Origin of the sequence: Mucilaginibacter sp. (assembly GCF_036568825.1) — a bacterium.
Lineage (GTDB): Bacteria > Bacteroidota > Bacteroidia > Sphingobacteriales > Sphingobacteriaceae > Mucilaginibacter.
Genome location: NZ_DATCRU010000032.1, coordinates 17,166 through 36,726, shown reverse-complemented (window position 1 = coordinate 36,726; position 19,561 = coordinate 17,166). Strand labels below are relative to the sequence as shown.

19 protein-coding genes are annotated in these 19,561 nt (G+C 39.9%); 3 read left to right on the top strand and 16 right to left on the bottom strand.

Annotation, left to right across the window (positions count from 1 at the left end; all coding sequences use genetic code 11):
- Window positions 1–24: 24 nt before the first annotated feature.
- The 3 genes from VIM89_RS06995 (at window position 25) to VIM89_RS06985 (ending at window position 3,311) form a co-directional block, all read left to right on the top strand.
- Window positions 25–684 carry an IS1096 element passenger TnpR family protein gene (locus tag VIM89_RS06995; RefSeq protein ID WP_488155426.1) on the top strand — a complete coding sequence of 220 codons (660 nt, stop codon included), beginning with the start codon at window positions 25–27 and terminating at the stop codon, window positions 682–684.
- Between the two features lie 55 nt (window positions 685–739).
- Window positions 740–1,645 (top strand): tRNA (adenosine(37)-N6)-dimethylallyltransferase MiaA, encoded by a 906-nt coding sequence (gene miaA / locus VIM89_RS06990; RefSeq protein WP_488155425.1) that lies wholly within the window; start codon window positions 740–742, stop codon window positions 1,643–1,645.
- Between the two features lie 208 nt (window positions 1,646–1,853).
- Entirely contained in the window at window positions 1,854–3,311 is a 1,458-nt protein-coding gene (locus tag VIM89_RS06985; protein ID WP_488155424.1) for a N,N-dimethylformamidase beta subunit family domain-containing protein, read from the top strand.
- 38 nt (window positions 3,312–3,349) lie between these two features.
- Here the strand turns inward: VIM89_RS06985 and rfbA are convergent, their stop codons facing one another.
- From rfbA to VIM89_RS06905, 16 genes are all read right to left on the bottom strand, one after another.
- A complete protein-coding gene (gene rfbA, locus VIM89_RS06980) occupies window positions 3,350–4,210 on the bottom strand; it encodes a glucose-1-phosphate thymidylyltransferase RfbA (RefSeq protein ID WP_488155423.1) in 861 nt (286 codons plus the stop codon).
- 7 nt (window positions 4,211–4,217) lie between these two features.
- Complete coding sequence (rfbD, locus tag VIM89_RS06975; RefSeq protein WP_488155422.1) at window positions 4,218–5,069, bottom strand: dTDP-4-dehydrorhamnose reductase; 852 nt, start codon at window positions 5,067–5,069, stop codon at window positions 4,218–4,220.
- A 9-nt stretch (window positions 5,070–5,078) separates the two neighbouring features.
- Window positions 5,079–5,633 (bottom strand): dTDP-4-dehydrorhamnose 3,5-epimerase, encoded by a 555-nt coding sequence (gene rfbC, locus VIM89_RS06970; RefSeq protein WP_488155421.1) that lies wholly within the window; start codon window positions 5,631–5,633, stop codon window positions 5,079–5,081.
- A 27-nt stretch (window positions 5,634–5,660) separates the two neighbouring features.
- Entirely contained in the window at window positions 5,661–6,605 is a 945-nt protein-coding gene (gene fcl / locus VIM89_RS06965; protein ID WP_488155420.1) for a GDP-L-fucose synthase, read from the bottom strand.
- Window positions 6,606–6,726: 121 nt separating this feature from the next.
- Window positions 6,727–7,974, bottom strand: coding sequence for a glycosyltransferase family 4 protein (locus tag VIM89_RS06960; protein ID WP_488155419.1), 1,248 nt, complete (start codon window positions 7,972–7,974; stop codon window positions 6,727–6,729).
- 231 nt (window positions 7,975–8,205) lie between these two features.
- Window positions 8,206–8,517, bottom strand: coding sequence for a DUF3467 domain-containing protein (locus VIM89_RS06955; RefSeq protein ID WP_488155418.1), 312 nt, complete (start codon window positions 8,515–8,517; stop codon window positions 8,206–8,208).
- Between the two features lie 49 nt (window positions 8,518–8,566).
- A complete protein-coding gene (locus VIM89_RS06950; RefSeq protein WP_488155417.1) occupies window positions 8,567–9,475 on the bottom strand; it encodes an NAD-dependent epimerase/dehydratase family protein in 909 nt (302 codons plus the stop codon).
- Window positions 9,465–10,583 (bottom strand): glycosyltransferase family 4 protein, encoded by a 1,119-nt coding sequence (locus tag VIM89_RS06945; RefSeq protein ID WP_488155416.1) that lies wholly within the window; start codon window positions 10,581–10,583, stop codon window positions 9,465–9,467. Before VIM89_RS06945 ends, VIM89_RS06950 begins: the two co-directional genes overlap by 11 nt.
- Before the next feature lie 149 nt (window positions 10,584–10,732).
- Complete coding sequence (locus VIM89_RS06940; RefSeq protein WP_488155415.1) at window positions 10,733–11,899, bottom strand: right-handed parallel beta-helix repeat-containing protein; 1,167 nt, start codon at window positions 11,897–11,899, stop codon at window positions 10,733–10,735.
- Window positions 11,900–11,961: 62 nt separating this feature from the next.
- Complete coding sequence (wecB, locus tag VIM89_RS06935; RefSeq protein WP_488155414.1) at window positions 11,962–13,101, bottom strand: non-hydrolyzing UDP-N-acetylglucosamine 2-epimerase; 1,140 nt, start codon at window positions 13,099–13,101, stop codon at window positions 11,962–11,964.
- Window positions 13,102–13,134: 33 nt separating this feature from the next.
- Window positions 13,135–14,250 (bottom strand): polysaccharide biosynthesis C-terminal domain-containing protein, encoded by a 1,116-nt coding sequence (locus tag VIM89_RS06930; RefSeq protein ID WP_488155413.1) that lies wholly within the window; start codon window positions 14,248–14,250, stop codon window positions 13,135–13,137.
- On the bottom strand, window positions 14,247–14,696 hold the full coding sequence (locus VIM89_RS06925) for a cupin domain-containing protein (protein ID WP_488155412.1): 450 nt from the start codon (window positions 14,694–14,696) through the stop codon (window positions 14,247–14,249). The genes VIM89_RS06930 and VIM89_RS06925 overlap by 4 nt, the downstream gene beginning before the upstream one ends.
- Before the next feature lie 6 nt (window positions 14,697–14,702).
- Window positions 14,703–15,740 carry a polysaccharide biosynthesis protein gene (locus tag VIM89_RS06920; protein ID WP_488155411.1) on the bottom strand — a complete coding sequence of 346 codons (1,038 nt, stop codon included), beginning with the start codon at window positions 15,738–15,740 and terminating at the stop codon, window positions 14,703–14,705.
- Between the two features lie 5 nt (window positions 15,741–15,745).
- Window positions 15,746–16,966 carry a glycosyltransferase gene (locus tag VIM89_RS06915; RefSeq protein WP_488155410.1) on the bottom strand — a complete coding sequence of 407 codons (1,221 nt, stop codon included), beginning with the start codon at window positions 16,964–16,966 and terminating at the stop codon, window positions 15,746–15,748.
- Window positions 16,966–18,180 (bottom strand): glycosyltransferase, encoded by a 1,215-nt coding sequence (locus VIM89_RS06910; protein WP_488155409.1) that lies wholly within the window; start codon window positions 18,178–18,180, stop codon window positions 16,966–16,968. The genes VIM89_RS06915 and VIM89_RS06910 overlap by 1 nt, the downstream gene beginning before the upstream one ends.
- 74 nt (window positions 18,181–18,254) lie before the next feature.
- Window positions 18,255–19,556 carry a glycosyltransferase family protein gene (locus VIM89_RS06905; RefSeq protein WP_488155408.1) on the bottom strand — a complete coding sequence of 434 codons (1,302 nt, stop codon included), beginning with the start codon at window positions 19,554–19,556 and terminating at the stop codon, window positions 18,255–18,257.
- Window positions 19,557–19,561 lie beyond the last annotated feature (5 nt).

The window sequence follows — 19,561 nt, the reverse complement described above, 5'->3', positions numbered from 1 at the left end:
TTTTGTAAAATTCTACAAACAAAAATGGCAGTATACAGATTTCGGGTTTCTTTTGAAGACTACGATGACGTGGTTAGAGAGATAGATATCAAATCCACTCAAACTTTCGAAGACTTTCATCGTGCAATTCACCAGGCAATTGGCTATAAATGCGAATATCCGTCTTCCTTCTATGTGAGCAATGACCAATGGATAAAGGGCGAAGAGATTACCTTTATGCCTAATCAACGCAGAATTGACCGCGGTATTGTACTGATGGATAAGGTAAAGCTGAGCAGCAGGATAGACGACCCACATCAAAAATTCTATTACACTTTTAATTTCGACCGCCCGTTCGATTTTCACATCGAACTATTGAAGATATTACTGGATGAAACACCCGGCACTAATTATCCTGCCGTGGTAAGGGCCAGTGGAGAAGCGCCAAAACAATTTGGCAACGTATTCAACCCAACCACTTTGCCCCCTGCCAATGAAGATTTCGATTTCCTGAACGAGATGGAATACAACGCTGAAGATGCTGAAGAAGGCTTTTCTGAAGTTCTTGATACCGAGGATGAATTAGAGGTAGACGAACACAGCGAAGGCGGGGAAAGTGAAGAAGAAGATGAATTCGGCAGCGAATTTTCTGACAATGAAGGCTTTGAAGACGAAGGCCAGCACCAGCACAATGATGATTATTAATCGTGGCTTATAGCTCATGGTTCATAGTTAATAGCACTTGTTTATTGTATGAACCATGAGTCAATCATCTCCCAAAAAGCTTATTGTAATTGCAGGGCCTACGGCTGTAGGTAAAACTGCTGCTGCTATAAAACTGGCACAGCAATTAAACACGGAGATCATCTCTGCGGACTCACGCCAATTCTATCGCGAAATGTCCATCGGCACTGCCAAACCTGATGCAGAAGAGCTAGCGCAAGCCAAACATCATTTTATCGATTCTCATTCCATAACAGAGAACTTTACGGTTGGTGATTTTGAGAAGGAGGCTCTTCAGTTATTGGATAAGCTTTTTAAAACACACGACCAGGTAATAATGGTAGGCGGATCGGGTTTATTTATACAAGCCGTAACCCAGGGTTTTGATGATCTGCCAACTGCTGATCCTGAAATCAGGGAAAAACTCAACCAGGAACTTGCAGAAAAAGGCATTGAATCTCTTCAAGGTAAACTTAAAGAAGCTGACCCGGATTATTATAACCAGGTCGATCTGAATAACTCCCAAAGATTGATAAGGGCATTGGAAGTATTTGAGGCAACAGGCAGGCCTTTTTCATCTTACCGGAAGGCTAACATCAATCCACGCTCTTTTGAAAGTATTAAAATTGCTTTGAATTTACCAAGAGAGATATTATATGACCGCATTAATAAGCGTGTGGATATAATGATTAAGCATGGCCTGGTGGAAGAAGTACGCTCACTTTTGCCATACCAGCACTTGAATGCATTAAACACCGTTGGCTACAGTGAGCTATTTGACTACTTCGATAATAAAACGGACCTGGATACCGCTATCAGCCTGATCAAACAAAATACCCGCCGCTTTGCAAAACGCCAGCTCACCTGGTTTAGGAAGGATAAGGACATAAAATGGCTGGATGCCTCCTCAGAGAATCTCGTGGAATCCATACTCAAAGCCTAAGTGCCTCATACACAGAACTAAAAAATTAGTGAATATTTTTCTCTTATTGTAGCGCTTATAGTCTTCCCTACGTAATATTTAATTATAACCGCCGATTTTACAGGCAAATTATACTATTTCATTTATTTAATTAATATTATTTAAACTTTAAGAAAATATAGCCAATATTATTTTGCGGCAGAATTTAGCTTAATATATTTTATCACATATGAGTACCCCTATTAAAAGAAGGAACTTCTTAGGTTCCCTGTTACTGCTTTTTGCCTTTTCCAGATGTAAAAAAGAATCAGTAGCTCCCGGTTCTAATCCCATAGTTACCACCCCGGTACCTCCCGTGGTATCAAGCGATTATCTTGGTCAATATTCTGCTACCGAAACCGCATCGGGTTTAATGCCTGAGCCTGACTTTATCGCTAAAATCATTAAATGCTATTCGGATAAATTAACTTATTATCCCGGGGATACTGTTACTTTATATATTTCAGGAGCTATCAGTAGCAACCAATTAATAACTTTTACGGATGCTGCCGAAAAGGTAGTGCTTCGTATCAACAAAGCAATTACCACCCAGGCAAATAGCAGTTTAAAGCCGTGGTTAAATGGATCTGGTTATAAACCAACTGTTACCATGCAACTTCCGGAAAGTCTTAAAAGCGGGGTATACCGGTTTATTGCTGATGGTACAGTGATTTGTTCGATCATCTGTAAAAGCAAGACAAAAAATAACGATATCACTGTTGTTTATCCGAGCAATACAGACAATGCTTATAATATACAGGGCGGCAAAAGCTTATATAAACCTGATAACGCCAGAAGTACTGTTGCATCTTATGCGCGTTCAACATGGGGCGCTGCGGATTATACTTCCGGCTTTTTAAGATGGGCATGCAATCAGCCTTATGACATGAGATTCATCTCAGACCCCGACCTGGATGATTATACAGAGATACAGGACACTAAAATCATTATACTGGCAGGTCATAGTGAATATTGGACCAGGGAAGCACGATTGAATATTGATAAGTTTATTGCATCCGGAAAAAATGTGCTGATATTATCGGGTAATACCATGTATTTCCAGGTCAGATATAACTCCGCCAAAGACTTAATGATATGTTATAAGGATAAAAAGCTCGACCCGCTGGGCGACACGATCTACAGTACTATTTTCTGGTCAAACCCTCAATTGCAATATCCGGTCATAACCAGCATTGGCGCTGATTTCGATGGCGGGGGATATGGGAATAAATTGCCTAACGGCTTTAATGGATACAAAATTGTAAATGAAAAATCGCCGTTATTTGAAGGTACAGGGTTAAGAAATGGCGAAATTTTGAACTTGCCGACTCTTGAATACGATGGCGCACCAGTGGTTAAAATGATCCAGCCTGGCTCGACGGAAGTACCGGTTATTGATAACTCGAAATTAAACTTCTATAAAATTGAATTGCTTGGTTATGATTTTGCGATCAACTGGGGTAATAAAGGATTGGGGACATTTATCGTGTTTAAGAAAACAGCCCAATCAGGAACGGTAGTTAACGTAGCATCAACAAACTGGTGTGCAACCAATGGCATTGAAGGAAAAGACGGCAGCAAGATCGTGCAGATCACAAAAAAAATGATTGAAAAGTCGCTGAATAACGAGACGCTTTTTACCAGTTAAGCTTCCTTTGAAATATTGGATGAATGTATCTGAAATACTTATTGTAGTAAGTTTTTCAGATACATTCCATACCCGCTCTTAATGTATTTTTCTGCCAGCACCTTTAACTGTTCTTTATCAATGAAGCCATGACGATAGGCTACTTCTTCGATACAGCCTATCTTGGTATCCTGGCGTTTTTCTATTACGCGAACGAACTCAGTTGCATCGCTTAGCGAATCAAAAGTACCCGTATCCAGCCAGGCGGTGCCACGGTCCATTACGCCTACGTGCAGCCTTTTTTTCTCCAGGTAAGCACGGTTTACGTCGGTGATCTCGTATTCTCCGCGTGCAGATGGCTTTATATTTTTAGCAATATGTACCACCTCGTTGTCATAAAAATACAGTCCGGGAACTGCATAAGATGATTTTGGCTTTAATGGTTTTTCCTCGATAGATAGAGCTGTAAAATGCTCATCAAATTCTACTACGCCATATCTTTCAGGATCGGATACCTTATAAGCAAATATGGCGGCGCCGTCTACATCGTTAAAGCTCTGGATCAATTTATCGAAACCTGTACCATAGAAGATGTTATCGCCCAGTATCAATGCTACCTTATCATCGCCAACAAACTGTTCACCTATCACAAAGGCCTGCGCCAACCCGTTTGGAACAGCCTGAACGGCATACTCAAAATGGCAACCCAGCTCATGCCCATCGCCCAATAATCTCTTAAAGCTGTCGCTATCCTCAGGCGTAGTAATGATCAGTATCTCACGGATGTCGGCCATCATTAATACCGATAAGGGATAATAGATCATCGGCTTGTCGTATATCGGCATTAACTGCTTGCTGATAGCTTTTGTTATGGGAAAAAGCCTGGTGCCTGAACCTCCGGCCAATATGATACCTTTCATAAGTAGATTAAAGTTTACTGATACAAGTTATTAAACTATCGCGCCAATATGGAATTTCGATATTAAAAGTTTGTTTGATTTTAGCCTTACTCATCACCGAATAAGCCGGGCGCACGGCGCGTGTAGGATATTCTGATGTTTTTATCGGAAGCGTTTTTACTTTCGTTCCAGATATATCAAATATAGCTTTGGCAAAATCATACCATGAAGCAACGCCTTCATTACTGTAGTGATATAAACCGTAGGCTGCGCTGTTGCCTGATATAATATGAAGAATAATTTCAGCCAGATCCATAGCATAAGTCGGTGTTCCTACCTGGTCAGCAATTACCTTTAATTCATCCCGCTCGATACCCAAACGCAGCATGGTTTTAACAAAATTGTTGCCGTATTCAGAGTAAAGCCAGCTGGTGCGAAGGATGAAATATTTCTCTAGTTTATCAATTACAGCCTGCTCGCCTTCCAGCTTGGTTAAGCCGTAAATATTGATAGGTTCGGCTATATCTTCTTCATCCAGCGGTGTTGCTTTATCACCCTTAAATACAAAGTCTGTAGAGGTATGAATAAAAACAGAGTTATACTCTTTACACAGATCACTCAGGTTCTCCGCTCCTGTTTTATTTATTTTGCGGGCAAGATCAATTTCGTCTTCTGCTTTATCAACGGCAGTATATGCGGCGCAGTTGATGCACCATGCGGGTTGATAAGTATCAAATATTTTCTTCAGCGCTTCTTTATCCAGGATATTGGCTTCGTTTTCAGGCGGGAAAAATATGTTTGTTAGCCCCTGGGTATTTGCAAGTGTCTTTAAGCATGTTCCTAACTGGCCCGAGGCACCAAAAACTACAATATTACTCATCAGATATAGTTAAAAGCCGATTGTCCCCATTGCCGACATAGCAGGCAGTTCAAGATCTTTCGGCGATACAATCAATTGTTCATAAGGCAATATCCAGTCGATGGCCAGATCGGGGTCGGCATAGTATATGCCCGCTTCGGCCGCCTTATCATAATAGTTATCGCATTTGTACTGGAATATGGCATCACCACTTAATACCACAAAGCCATGCGCAAATCCACGCGGAATATACAATTGCAGATTATTGTCGTCCGAAAGTTTGATGCTAAAATGTTTGCCATAGGTTTTTGAGTTTGGGCGCAGATCAACTGCAACATCCAATACCTCACCTTTAGCCACTCTAACCAGTTTTGATTGTGCGGATGCACCTTTTTGCAAGTGTAAACCTCTTAATACTCCTTTGGTTGAGTATGACTGATTATCTTGCACAAAATGGGTATCAATTCCTGTCAATGCCCTGAATTTTTCCTGGTTAAAGCTTTCGAAAAAATAACCGCGTTCATCGCCAAAAATGCTTGGTTTTATTATGAGACAACCCTTAAGGGGTGTGGATTCGATTGTCATGATCCGTTTTATTATTCCTGCAGATGATCAATTAGAAACCAGGTTGGCCTGATGCGCCAAAAAGTCTTCATAAGCCAGCTTTATACCGTCTCCTAACGCAATTTTATGGTGCCAGCCTTTGCTATGTAATTTGGAAACATCCATCAGTTTACGTGGGGTGCCATCAGGCTTCGAGGTGTCAAATTTTATTTCACCTTCGTACCCAATAATATCTTTTATCAGCAAAGCCAGATCTTTTATAGAAATATCCTCACCAGTGCCGATATTTACTAAACCCTCTTCGTTATAATTCTGCATCAGGTAATAACAAGCTTCGGCCAGATCATCTGCAAATAAGAATTCGCGCTTCGGTGTTCCTGTTCCCCAGATAGTTACTTCCGGTGTATTATTAATTTTCGCCTCATGGAAACGGCGTATCAAAGCGGGCAATACGTGTGAATTTTGCGGATGATAATTATCATTGTAACCGTACAAATTGGTTGGCATTACCGATATATAGTTGCAACCATATTGTGAACGATAGGCATCGCACATTTTAATACCGGCTATTTTTGCAATTGCATAAGGCTCGTTCGTTGGTTCCAGCGGACCGGTAAGCAAATAATCCTCTTTCAATGGTTGTGGTGCCAGTTTTGGATATATACAACTTGAACCCAAAAACATCAGTTTTTTCACATCATTTAGGTATGATGAATGAATGATGTTATTCTGTATCTGAAGGTTCTCATACAAAAAATCAGCGCGATAGGTATTATTAGCAACAATGCCACCAACCTTAGCTGCAGCCAGGAAAACATATTCTGGTTTCTCCTGCTCAAAAAACTCTTCTACGTCGCTTTGTGTACGTAAATCGAGTTCGGATGACGAACGGGTGATTATATTATTATATCCTTCTTTTTGAAGCTTACGGTATATTGCCGAACCAACCATGCCACGATGGCCCGCTATATAGATCTTTGAATTTTTTTCCACAACGAACAGGTAATTATTTGCGACGTAAAAATAATTAAAAAATTAGACTAAACAGCCTGGTATCCGGCAACAGACTTAAAGAGCATGCTTAATGTGAGATACAAACCAAATTTTGAGATTATCAGTTAAGATTCCTGTAAACGTCAGTAATCTGCTCTGCCCATGTATCCAGATCAAAATTCTTAATTACATATTCCTTTTGTTCGGATACAATCCAGTTTTTTTGTTCATCGGTTAGCGACATAAGCGCAATCATTGCATCTTTTAGTTCGGCAATGTTTTCGGAAGTGAATTTATAAGTATGAGGAATATTCAATGAGCCTTGTCCGGGGATGTCACTGCTTATGATAGGTCTTTCACAATAGGCAGCTTCTACCAAAGCGTTGCAGAAACCTTCTTCGCGGGAGGCAGATATAAAGTAATTGCTTAAAAGATAATAGGAAGCAATATCCTCACGCGGGCTAAGTACCCTTAACCAATCGGGCATTTTAGAAAAACGATCTTTAATCCGGGCTTCTATCACCTCTTTATTGGTAGATAAGCTTAGCAGCAAACAAACGTCGTGGCCTTCCTGCACTAAACGATCCATCGCTTCAAGAACTACGTCGACTCCTTTACGATAATAATCAAACCCAAACAATAAAAACACCTTGGTGTCGGGGCTTATACGATAATCGGCCCGTTGAAGCTTATCAAACTTGTTTAACCTGTTGAAGTTGATTGCGTTGGTAACGTGAGTGATCTTTTTGTCCTCAATTTTAAAGTTCTTTTTGTATTCAACAGCTACCGATTCGCTGCACCCGATATACAAATCAACCTTGTTTAACATCTTCCTTATGCTCTCTCCAAAAAAGCCTCTGGGTTTGTCGTGGTTACGGAGATGCCTTACTATAAATGTTTGCTTACTATATAACTTGCTGGCAACATTCAGTAAAAACAGGTATTTAAGTCCCGCAAAGTGGGCATGTATATATTTAATATTATGTTTTACGAGCAGATCCCTTATGTAGAAGATATCTTTCGAAAAATTACCGCTTAAAAAATATATTTTCTTTCCCTGATTAATGAGGTCCTGAATCCAGTCGTAATGCGAAGTGTCCATGTGAAACAGGTACACCATATCGATATCATCCTGGTTTAACTTCTGCTCAAGCATCAATAAAGACTGGAAGAAACTGCCGCCATATGGTGAATTAAAGCACAAAAACTGCAGGACATTCTTTGATGCGTCAGTAACTTTATTCATTTCACCAATGGTATTCTTAGATGATAGTGCTGCATCCAATACGGCATTATGTTGTGGGACAGCGGGGTTAACTATTTCGATATTTTTTTCAGATATATAACTGTATATGGGTTCAAAACTCATAAGAAACAATATTTCGTATTAAATTAGTGAATGAACGGGTTGTGTTATATATCACTACATTTAACAGCGAAAATTGTTTTATATTATCTTAAAAAATTAAATATTACATTAAATCTAAGCGGGAATTCTGAAGAAAATCTGTTTTTATATCTTTAAACTAATCGTTAAGATCAATTTCTCCGACAAATTGCACAATATATATTATTACTAAATAAAATATTATTAATAATATTAAGCTTGCCCCATTGTACCCCCAAAATTCATTGGGAAACCGGTTGGTTCAGATTGAATTTTGATACGACCATTCGCATTTTCAAATTTTTCGATATTATCCTGCAGGGCTGTTGCAAGACGTTTAGCATGTTCAGGAGTCAGAATAATACGCGATTTGACTTTTGCCTTGGGCACCCCAGGCATCACGCGGATAAAATCCATTACAAACTCTGAGTTGGAGTGAGTTATAATTGCCAGGTTTGAATAAACCCCTTCTGCTATCTCTTCAGAAAGTTCAATATTCAGCTGATTCTCATTTTGTTCTTCCATGGTATAAAAATAGTAAAGCCTTTTGAAATTCGTAATTATATATTGGCTGCTAAGCCTTGTTAAATGATTTAGCAGTAATTGTCAAACCTTCTACTGTTGTAAGTGGTAGCTTCTTATTCAGAGCCTGCTTTATTTTACTGTTACTAACAATATAGCTTTCGGTAAGTTTATGCAAACGTTCAGTAGTTAATGGCAGATGCAGCACATCACCGCATTTGGCTAAAAATCCAATCAGTTTCGGGCTGATCTTCCACAGTTTTGGTTTTACCCCAATCGCGCCGGCTAGTAGCGTAACAACCTGGTTGGTGGATAATGGTTCGTCGTCAGCAACCTGGTATGTCCCTTTGGATATTTCGTCGTGCTGAATCAGCTCCTTTATTACAAAACAAAGATTTTCGACACTTAAAAATGATCTGCGGTTCTCAAAACCTGCCAGTGGATAAGGGATACCCTTTTTTACAAATTTGTATAGCAAGTTAAGATTGCCTTTATTACCCGGACCATGGATCATGCATGGGCGAATTATATAATACGATTTTCCCTCTGGCAAAGACTGCGCTTGTATATATTCCTCAGCCATCAATTTTGATTTACCATAATCAGTTTGCGGGTTGGCTTTGTCGTTCTCAGTAAGAATTCCCGTAACCGAATCAGCCGCTGCCTTCACTGAGCTGATGAAAATGAACTTTTTTGCTGATGACTTAAGGAACGCATAGTACAGCTTGCGGGTAAGTTCAAAGTTCACTTTATAATATTCCTCAGGTTTGGAGGACTTTTTTAGATCATGTGCTTTGCCTGCCAAATGAATAACGGTATCTATTGAGTTTAATCCCTCCACAGAAATGGTTTGCAGATCAGCCCGCGATAAGGTTGAAATCCGGCAACTATCATCAAGATATTGCAACAAATTCTGACCAACAAAGCCGGTTGAGCCGGTGATTAAAACATTAGTCTTCATACAACTTAAATGTTTGTGCCACCACTTCTTTTAGTGAGAACTCGTTTACCATTTTATCTCTCGAGGCTTTTCCCATTTTCAATCTTAAGTCCTCATCCAGTAACAGTTCCTTTATTCGTGCGCCTAACTGCTGATGATCTTTTACAGGCACCTTATAGCCATTGATACCTTCATCCACACATTCCCGGCAGCCTATTGCATCTGTTGTCACTATGGGGCGCCCTATTGCCATAGCTTCTATCAGTGATTTGGGTAGACCTTCCCTGTAAGATGGCAGGCATACGATGTCTGATTGTTCGTAGATATTCTTTACATCGCTCCGATGTCCCAGCCAATTAACATATCCGGGATCGCATTTGTCTTTTAATTCTTGCTCAGTAATATGCGCAGGGTTATGCTCATCAATTCCACCTACCAGCCAGAATTCTACTTTTCCTTCAAATTCTTTTTTTAACGACCTTGCTGCTTCTATATACTCTAATACGCCTTTGTCTTTTAACATCCTGGCAAGTAGTACCACTACCAGCTTTTCTTTTTTTACCGGTGCAAAAAAGCTAAATTCTTTTTCGTCTACCCCCGAGCCTTTGATGATCACAAAGTTCTTCCCATTTAAAAAGCCCATCTGATTATAAAAAGACTGGTCGTCCGGGTTCTGAAAAATAAAATTTGATTTCTGATCGCTGAAAGCCCATTTTAAGAGTCCCTTTAAAAATACCTTGCTTAAAGATTGCCGGTTATCTGTAAAGGTATACCCCAATCCGCTCACTGCATTTATGATCTTAGCCTTTGATTTAGCCTTACGGGCTGCAATAGTACCATAAATGGATGGCTTTAGCGTGATGTGATGGATAACATCCGGTTTAATCTCTTTGTATATTTTGGTTAATTTAGTGATGAGTGAAAGCTCTTTAACAGGATTCTTGCCTGAGCGTTCAAAATCAATATCGATCACCTTTATGCCATGTTCGGTTAGTTGTTTTTTACATCCGGTATCTTTGGTAGCCAGGTAAACATCGTAATTTCTTTTTAATGCCTCCAGTGCCAGCGGCAGCCTGTGCGAAACAAAAAACCAATCGACATTTACTACAAAAAGAAGCTTTTTACCCATTAAACAAATTTCAAATTAGTGCACCAGCATATAGGCTGGCAATTTCCTGTAAAAGTAGCTTATTAAAGAATATCCGGTACGGTTAAAATAAAATCGTCAGCCTTATATAAGCTGACGATCTATTCTATAATATTTTTGCTATACGCAGATTACTGAAAATTTATTTTAGCATTAGAGCTGCTGAAGTTTCTTCTGAGCTTTCTTAATGAATCAGGCTGCTCTGCATCATTTCTTGATACAGAAACATGGCTGAATTCAATATTTGGCCCTTTCTCAGAATGCCCCATACGTACGAATGTCATTCTGTTATTCTTCCATTTTGGATTAATAACCTGTATATGACCATTCATATTATTGGTACCCAGCGTATTTCTGAAACCGTAATAAAAAAAGGCATTGTCTGACCCATCATCTACGTGGTTGCGGATAGTGATACTAGCATCTTTGTCAACCTGGCCTTGCATTGCATAAATAGAGAATGCGATACCGATCTTTGCGTTATTAAAAGTTGTAGGAGCGTCAATCAAAATATTGCTTAACACATCTGCATTGCCATTTGGCTCAAAATCGATACCTGCTTGCGGATCGGTGCCATTGGTATTACTTACAAAAGCCTTTCGTATAGTTAAACCATCTGCGGAAACTATGGAGATACCATTCCTGCGGTTATCGTCCAATACTGGGCAGAAAATGCGGATATCTTTAGAGGTTTCCTTCGTTCTTCCAACGTAAATTCCATCTCCCCAGCAATCGGATATAACCGGGTTGATGATATCAACATTGGTTGCGCCTGAGATATATAGTCCCATCCCCCATTCACCTTTAGTGCCTTTATGATCTTTACGGTCGCCAACCAGAACAGGGAAATATACTTTTACATTCTGAACATTGTAAAGCGTTAATATTTGATAATTGGCGGCGTCTGTTGGTTCTAATATCAATTTCGATTTGGTATCAAAAATAGCGGTTGAGTTGCTTTTCAATGCCACACCGCTTTTGTTTACACGAACCGGAAAATTAGGGAACACTACTTTAGGATGTGTATTTATACCTTGTTGCAAATAAGTGGTATAATCTACAGAACCATCGGTAACATAACCTTGCGGCAAGCTTTTAGTCAGATCATATGCAGTGCTCTTTTCTGCATCAGCCGTTTGGTGATACGGAGACAACATATCGGCCGACGGTTTGTATTGAGCGGGAACAGGTTTAACTTGAAATCCGGATTGCGCATTACAATCTTTTGCGGAAATACATACAGATATTACCAATGGTAATACGAGCATTTTAAGCGGGGTAAGGGGAAACTTTTTCATAACTTTTGTGTATGGTTGCTTGTATAACGCTAAGTTATCTGATTAGTTTTTATATTAGAAATTTATAATTTACTCCATACCACGCGTTTAACATAATCTGTATAGCTTAAAATTATCCTGACCATTTTCTCAGAAACGTTCGGCATTGAATAATCTGCCACGCGCCTGAAATTCCGTTCCTCACCGGTCTTTTGATATTGCAATTGTGTTAAACCCTGCATAATGCGTTCAGGATTCAAACCCACCATCATTACTGAAGCTTCTTCCATTGCCTCGGGCCGTTCGTGTGCATCACGGATGTTTAATGCCCTGAAGTTTAGGATCGATGACTCTTCAGATATGGTGCCACTGTCGGATAAAACAGCATATGATTTCATCTGCAAGGCATTATAATCGTTAAAACCCAAAGGTTTTAAGAATTGTACTTCCGGTCTTACAGATACTTTTTTAGCTTCAATCATATTCCTGGTGCGTGGATGTGTACTCACAATGATTGGGAAACCGAATGTTTCTGCAATATGATTTAAACTTTCAATCAATCCATTGAAGTTCTTTTCACTATTGATATTCTCCTCGCGGTGCGATGAAACCACAAAGTACTTACCTTCTTCCAGGTTCAAACGACTTAAAACACCTGATCTTTCAATCTCAGGTTTGTAGTGATTTAAAACCTCGAACATTGGAGAGCCGGTTTTGATGATCCTATCGGCAGGCAAACCTTCGCGTAAAAGATATTCACGGGCGATATCACTGTAAGTAAGGTTCATGTCGGCAATATGGTCGACTATCCTCCGGTTGGTTTCTTCCGGAACGCGCTGATCGAAACAACGGTTACCAGCTTCCATATGAAATATGGGGATGTGGCGTTTTTTTGCCGGTATAGCACAAAGACAGCTATTGGTATCACCCAGTATCAAAAATGCATCAGGTTTTTCGCTTTCCAGCAACGGGTCGATCTTGATCAGTATCTGACCGACGGTCTCCGTAGCTGTTGCACCGGCAGCATTTAAAAAATGATCGGGTTTACGTATGCCCAGGTCATCAAAAAATATCTGGTTCAGTTCGTAATCATAGTTTTGGCCGGTATGTACCAATATATGGTCGATGGCTTCCGACTGATCCAGCGCGGCCATTACGCGTGATAATCTTATTATTTCGGGCCGTGTACCAACCACGGTCATTACTTTAAGTCTCGATTTCATTATATAATATTAGGCAGATGTTTTAATATTCAACTAAACGTTTTCAAAATAAGTATCCGGATCGGCCGGGTCGTAGAACTCATTGATCCAGAATATAGTATACAGTTCTTCAGTGCCTGTATTCTTGATGTTATGAGTATACCATACAGGCATATCTACATAAGCAGGTTCATCACCGGAAAGGTGAAAGTCGAGCACTTCATCAGTTCCAATCCTTCTGAGTTGGATCAGTGCATTCCCTTTTATTACTGCAAAGCGTTCAATCTTTCTTGTATGGTAATGATTACCCCTGGTAATGTTTGGCACAGTAGTAGAAAAAGATACTTGTCCCCCTACATTTAACCGGATCACTTCCACAAAGGCGCCTCTTGGGTCAATGTGCTGCTTAAACTTTACAGGGAAATAGTTTTTGATATCCATATAGCAGCGGAAGGTATTGAACAGCTTCACTTCAAACGGATCATTCAATTGAGGAATTATGCCATTATCCATGTAGTCGGTTTTGTAACCTTCCAGAAGTTTTAAAATCGCCGATACCTTCTTTTCATCAGTATGCGGAACAATTAATAAGTCATTTCCGGCGTTGCTCCTGATCTCATGGATGATCGCTTTCGCCAGGTCACCTACGTAGATCAGTTTCACATCACCATCAACCTCAATCTTAGGAGTTTCGTTATGGCTTAGCTGATGACAAAAAGTAGCGATGAAAGAATTGTAATAGGGATTACCAAAAGGCCCGAAAACATTCGGGATCACCATACCGGTAAATTTTCCACCTGAACGCTTGGCCCAGGCAGCAAATAATTCCCTGCCCGCCTTTTTGCTTTTGCCATATACATTATTCCGCTCTTCCTGCGATGAAGACGAGAATAGTACATTCGCTTTGCTGTTGACAGCCTCCAGCGCCCGAACCAATTTTTCAACCAGTTCAATATTTGTTTTATAAATGGTATCCGGATCGTTATGACGGTTTAATGCAGCCAGGTGAACGATCACATCGCAATCGGCCGCAAATTGTTGTAGTTTGCTCTCGTCCTCGAAATAGTTCCTGGAGAAAGGTACTACTTCAAATTCATCAGGAAAAAGCCGGATGGTATTGGTCAAATGCTTGCCGACAAATCCTTCATTGCCTGTAATACCTATTTTCATATCGAATTGCTTATATCGTTCCAGTTATACCATTTATTCTGATCGTAGCGATAATCATCACCTACAGATTGCTGAACCGTAAAATCAGAAAATATCATTACCCGAGAACCGGGTTCTAACGCCTTAAAGCCATTTGCATATCCACCAGGGATATGTAAAACAGCCGGGTTTCCGGCTGACAGATCATATTCAAACTGTTCACAATCATCTGAAGGATTTTCCCAGTTATCAACCTTTACAGCTACTATTTTAAAAGAACCTGCAATAACATGAAACCATTTGCTTTCTGTGCGGTGTCCCTGCCATGCTCTGACGACAGTCAAATCAGCCGGCTCTATAGTATAAAAACGTTTTATACTGTCAAATGTAAAGTCGTTGACAAAAGAGATTGATCCCCGATGATCGGTATGCACTGCACCGGATATGATTTGAGGTTGATTACTCATATCAGTTTACCCAGGATATTGTGCCACCTCGTTATCACCAAACAATTCCTTTTTTATTAAAGGCAGATTGGACAACAGCTTCTTCATCCCCTCTACGCCCAACTGCTGTGTATTATGCGAATGGTAGTCCTCTATGCGGGCTATATCCACCTCACCTTCCGAAAAATACTGGTTGTAGTTCAGGTTACGGTTATCAGCAGGTATCCGGTAAAAATCGCCCATATCCTGTGCCTTTGCCATTTCCTCACGGGTACACAAAGTTTCGTATAGCTTCTCACCATGGCGGGTACCGATGATCTGCGTTTCGTTATCGGCATTGGCCAACTCTTTTAATGCTGCAGCCAGATCACCAATGGTGCCTGCGGGTGCTTTATTAACAAACAAATCGCCCTGGTTACCATGTTCAAAAGCAAATAAAACAAGATCAACCGCATCTTCCAGCGACATCAGGAAACGCGTCATTTTTGGATCAGTAATGGTTATTGGGCTGCCTTCTTTTATCTGTTTTAAGAACAAAGGAATAACCGAACCTCGTGAGGCCATTACGTTGCCATACCTGGTGAGGCAAACAGTAGTTGTATTGTCAATAATATTGCGCGATGCAGCAATGGCCACCTTTTCCATTAAAGCTTTTGAAATACCCATCGCATTGATGGGGTAAGCAGCTTTATCCGTACTCAGGCATATAATTTTTGATACTTTATTGGCAACGGCAGCATCAATAGTATTCTGCGTACCAAACACATTGGTCTTGGTAGCTTCTATCGGGAAGAATTCGCAGGATGGTACCTGCTTTAACGCAGCAGCGTGGAACACCAGATCAACGCCATGCATAGCTCTTTCGATGCTATTGTAATCGCGAACATCGCCTATATAAAATTTCAGCTTTTCATTTTTAAGCTGATTACGCATATCATCCTGTTTCTTTTCATCACGGCTGAAAATGCGTATCTCTTTAATATCAGTATGCAAAAACCTGCTCAAAACGGCATTTCCAAATGAGCCCGTTCCGCCGGTAATCAGTAATATTTTATCTTTAAACATCGTGGCTACTTAATTTCTTCAATTAACTTATATACTTTTTCGCATTGCTTTTCAGGGTTTTTATTATTCAAAATGAACTCCCGTGCCAGTCGTCCTTTCTCAGCCAATACAGCCGGATCAAGGCTTAATATTTCCGTGATCTTGTTAGCCAAAGCTGATATAGAAAAATCTTCTAAACTGTAGCAATAATTATAATATTCATCCGGGATACCGGGTAATTTATACAAAAGTGTCGGCACACCTGAGGCAAGATATTCCATAGTTTTAGATGGAAAAGAAAACTTGGTAAACTCCCCTTCGGCAGTGCGCGGATTGATCAACAATGAGGCTTGCAGCTGCAATTTCAGCACTTCTGCCCTGTCGATCGATCCTTTATAAACGATCCTGGTATCCTTTTCGGCGGCTAAGTTAATATCTTCTTTTGTATCTCCGTCACCACAAATTACTAACAGGTAGTTTTTATCCTCAATTTGCCCGAAAGCTTCCAGTAATCTTAATATTCCATATCGCCTCGCTAAGGTGCCCGTGTAAAGAATGGTTTTTTTATCAGAAGCTGCTTTAGAGATAGATGCAGCAGCCGACTTATCATTATAAATCCCCTCGACAACCGTCCATGGCTTGTTATCTATTGGCAATGCTTCGGTCATATATTTACTGAGAAGCACAAAACCGTCCATTTGGCTGAAGCATTTATATAATTGCTCGTTCGTGATCTTTTTGAATACTTTATATAATGCATTATTGGGTCCACCCATAAATTGGGGTAAATCCGGTAATATCAGGTAAACTTTAAGATTGCTAAACTCTCCTTTTGCAGAAATAGCCGCCTTCAAAAAGGGTAAAAATGCTGAATAGATTAAAACGACTTTTTCACCTTCTGTTTGCTTTACCCAATTGCGAATATTACTTTTTGCCTGCCTGTATATAATGGCATTTTTTAAAGCTATCAAGTTTAAATAGCCGATATTTGTCCCTTCAAAGCCTTTGTCTTTTCCGAAAGAAAATGATCTTATAAAAGGTGTCTTACATAGTGTGGGGTAAGATCCTACAAAAGGGAAATTAAGAAGCCGCAGATTTTTATAGTAATTTGTCAGCCCGCTTACAAAAGACCATTGCAGTGCATCCGCCGCAAATTGGGTATTAAATTTACTGTTGGCTATTATTTCACTTCTTATTTCATCAGGGAATAAGCCTGTAAGCATTAAAACATTTTTGGCTCCCGGCATTATGATAATCTCTTTGATTCTTTAACTTTTTCATTATCCCCTGCTTTGCGCAGGAAATTATTAAAAGCACCCAAATAATTTCTATAGTCAAATATACTCGACGCTTTTATAATCGCTTTCATTCCGTGAATATGTTCTTTGGTTTGAGTCAATGCAAAACTGAGTGTCTTAACCAGAGCTTCAGCGCTTGAGTTATCCAACAGGTAGCCGTTTTCTCCGTCTTTCAGATAATCCGTGATATTGCTGCTGGCATTGGTCAGCACCGGGGTACCGCATGATAATGCCTCTACGAATTTAGTAGGAAAGCCCGCCGTATTCATTAGGTTATTATCCCTTAAAAACAGCGCATAGTCCGCACATTTAATTTCATTGAGGGTATCGGTATGTGGTAATCTTCCCTTAAAATTCACTTCTTTTTCCAAAGTTTCAGGAAATGATCCCGCGCCGAAATCATCAATATATTGCTCTTTTGTCACACCAACCACATTAAGCAAAAACCGGATGTTCGTTTCAGCCTTGATAACAGCCAGCGCTTGTAACAGACTATCCAGTCGATCCTTCGCAAATTTTCCCGGCGAACCGGCGTATACCAATACAACTTCTTTACTGTTATTCAGGCAGTCGTTTGCCCATTTATCAGCCCTGATATCAACCAAAGGCGGAATTTGTATCACATTTTTCATCCGGTTGACGTAAAATGAATACAGGTAACCACTTATTACGATCAGCCCATCCAATTTAGGTTGAATAACTTTCATCCGCAGATAGGTATCAAACCCCTTGATCATTTTAAAAAGCAAACTGCCTTGAGGATCATACCACTCTGTACAATCAGATATCAGGCGAATATTTTTTGACCGGCACCAACTGCTCAACTTAGCCAATGCCATTGCGGGATAGTTGTATGCAATTATGTATTCCAATGAATCTATCTGATTGGCAATTCTGGTGATATCTGTGATACTGGTTAATTGATGCATCCAGTCAGCTAAGCCAGAAGGATATTTTACGCCGTAATATTCAAATCCGTCGAATACTTTCTTTGTAGATTCTATAGGCTTTCGTTCAGTTAATGTACGATCTATACCCAGATAATAAACCGAATAACCGAGCTCCATCAACAGTTTTCCATTGGCAACTACACGCTGGGCAGCTGCATTTTTATCGGGTAGTTCAAATCCGCCTATATATAGAATTCCTTTTTTGAGCATCATATAATCAATACTGAGATCATAATCTCTCTTTATTTTCCACCTGAGTTAGCATTAAGGGGTATTATTTTAATTGTTTACTTTTTATCCAGTGACTGCTGAAAAACATATTTCAACAAATCGTGCTGCGTTTGCATTTCATGATTCTTCAAAAATAACTGCCAGCCATTAGCCAGCAGCCGTTTATTATATTCTTCCGAGGCAGAGTTATCTATTATCCCTGATAATTCCGGGCTATTCAAATCTGCTATCACATGTGCACAATCATTATCTCTAAGGTACTCTATTGACGCAATATCACCGGGACCAATGGCTATTATAGGTCTTTGCGCCACCAGATATTCCGGGATCTTGGTAGAAATAGACAGACGTGTGTATTTCTTAATCTTTTCATCAAATGCCTCCACATGTACTAAGTAATTGCTTTTCCTCATTTCGCCGATCAATGCTCCCTGCGAAACCCGGTCGCAAAATACTACCTCGGCAATTTGGCCGAATTCATGCTGATATTTTGCCCGATCTGCATCAGAGGTATAAATCCTGAACTCGAGATCGTTAGCTGCATAAGCCCTATTATTTTTAACCGCCTTAAAAAATGACAACAACGTTTGCCATCTTAACAAGTGAAGTCCTCCAAAGTAAGAGAACACTATTTTTCCATTTTTATGCTGATCAGTTTTATCCGGTTCTTTTATATCCACGCAATTCATTAAAGCAAAAAACTCCTTATGGTATTCTGATCGGTACTCATTTGCCATTTTTTCGCTGATCACGATACCAGCTTTTGTTCGCCTCAAGACTTTATTCAAAAGGCGTTTCTTCTTAAGCCGGGGTACTAATAGCATAGGATCGCCTTCATAAATGGTATGCGGCCAATCGTCCATAAAATGCGGAACGACAGGAAGGTTGTATTGAACTGAAAGTTTGTATGTGATATCCGTTATCGCGATAGAACCCAGGGGAGAATAAATGACATCAGGCTTAAATTCAGAAATAAATCGGTTCAACGCATCATCATACCGGTATGGCAGCAATGCTTTATAGGACGATGCCAGGGTATGCAGATAGTTTAATATATTACCCTTCAGCGATTTGTTCGGCGCTGCTCCGCTCACTCCTTTTACTTCACTTTTTGATGAACGGAGAGTCTTCAGAAATCCATCCTGATCCGATGCTTTATTTTTTATAAACTTTAACTCGGAGATGTGAAATGTACGGTATTGGCTTTGCGGTGTGTTTTTATCAAGGGATGTATATATGATGGCTACTTTATCTGCAGGCCACCCCGAAAACATATTCTTTAGTGTAATGCTGGTTGCATTATCGTCGTTAGGAATACTGTTTGATATGATCAGAATCTTACAAAAATCATTATTCATAGTAT